We start from the raw sequence: 489 nt of genomic DNA, 5'->3' as shown, positions 1-489 counted from the left end.
ACCTCCTTAAATTAAGAGCACCAATGCGACATAAAGTGCCCACACAGTTTGTTTTCGAAATGATGAAGAATCCAACCGCGACTGAGAAGAAGCGGAGAAGATATTCGATCACGATATTGTTGTTGATGTAAGTGAGATGTTGTAGTGCCTCTCAATATGCGATGTTAAGTCGCGAGTCAAAAAAGCAAAGTGCATCGAAGCATTTTTGCAAGGTTGTTTTAGTCGAGATGAAGGATAAGCAAGAAAGGGAACGTAGTGGTAGTATGTGCCCAGAAGAGTGAGTTTATCATTGAAGAGCTAAATTAAAAAACCGATGTAAAAATGGGTCTGTAGATCAGTTGGTTAGATCGCACCCCTGATAAGGGTGAGGTCGGTGGTTCAAGTCCACCCAGACCCACCAATTCTACGGAATTCTTCAGAGGATTATCCAGATTAAAGTATTTTTTTTGAGGGTATTTTAATCTGGAATAACCAGAAGTTCATTAAAAA

At 39.9% G+C, this 489-nt stretch carries 1 tRNA gene; it reads left to right on the top strand.

The window, feature by feature from the left end:
• Window positions 1-323 precede the first annotated feature (323 nt).
• Window positions 324-400 (top strand) — tRNA-Ile (locus tag Ltuc_RS14045).
• The last annotated feature ends 89 nt before the right edge of the window (window positions 401-489 follow it).

It is taken from the genome of Legionella tucsonensis, assembly GCF_001468035.1.
Taxonomy (GTDB): Bacteria; Pseudomonadota; Gammaproteobacteria; order Legionellales; family Legionellaceae; genus Legionella; species Legionella tucsonensis.
This window is presented reverse-complemented; position numbering and strand designations above follow the sequence as displayed.